The organism is Photorhabdus viridis (assembly GCF_040256935.1).
Taxonomy (GTDB): Bacteria; Pseudomonadota; Gammaproteobacteria; order Enterobacterales; family Enterobacteriaceae; genus Photorhabdus; species Photorhabdus viridis.
Genome location: NZ_JBEJZY010000233.1, coordinates 1 through 573, shown reverse-complemented (window position 1 = coordinate 573; position 573 = coordinate 1). Strand labels below are relative to the sequence as shown.

The 573-nt window shown below is 48.7% G+C and carries 2 tRNA genes and 1 rRNA gene; all 3 read right to left on the bottom strand.

Annotated elements, in window-relative coordinates:
• Nucleotides 1–162: 162 nt before the first annotated feature.
• Nucleotides 163–238, bottom strand: a tRNA-Ala gene (locus ABR397_RS23135).
• Nucleotides 239–364: 126 nt separating this feature from the next.
• Nucleotides 365–441 (bottom strand) — tRNA-Ile (locus ABR397_RS23130).
• Nucleotides 442–510: 69 nt separating this feature from the next.
• Nucleotides 511–573, bottom strand: a 16S ribosomal RNA gene (locus tag ABR397_RS23125); the annotation flags it as partial.

Here is a 573-nt window from a genome sequence, read left to right as displayed (position 1 = left end):
TCACAACCCGAAAATGTCTCGGGGTGCGCAGTGTTGAGAGACTGGTCAACAATCCCTCGGGGAGATTATTGACGCTTTCAATTTTCAGCTTGTTCCAGATTGTTAAAGAGCAAAATAGTTCGCAGCATACTGTCGCCAATATACTCTGAACTATGATTAGTATGGTGGAGCTAAGCGGGATCGAACCGCTGACCTCCTGCGTGCAAGGCAGGCGCTCTCCCAGCTGAGCTATAGCCCCATACAAATTTATTATCGCCAGTTTTAGACCAGCCTTTTCATCACAGCCAGTTTCAACGCCAATAACGCAGGGTGCGCGAACAAATGGATCATGCCGCGTTTGAAAATGACAAAGAAGAAAACCGTCTGGTAGGCCTGAGTGGACTTGAACCACCGACCTCACCCTTATCAGGGGTGCGCTCTAACCACCTGAGCTACAAGCCTGTTACGATAATTAACTCTGTTCTTTCATCAGACAATCTGTGTGAGCACTGCACTCAACTGCATCTCAGGTAAGGAGGTGATCCAACCGCAGGTTCCCCTACGGTTACCTTGTTACGACTTCACCCCAGTCAT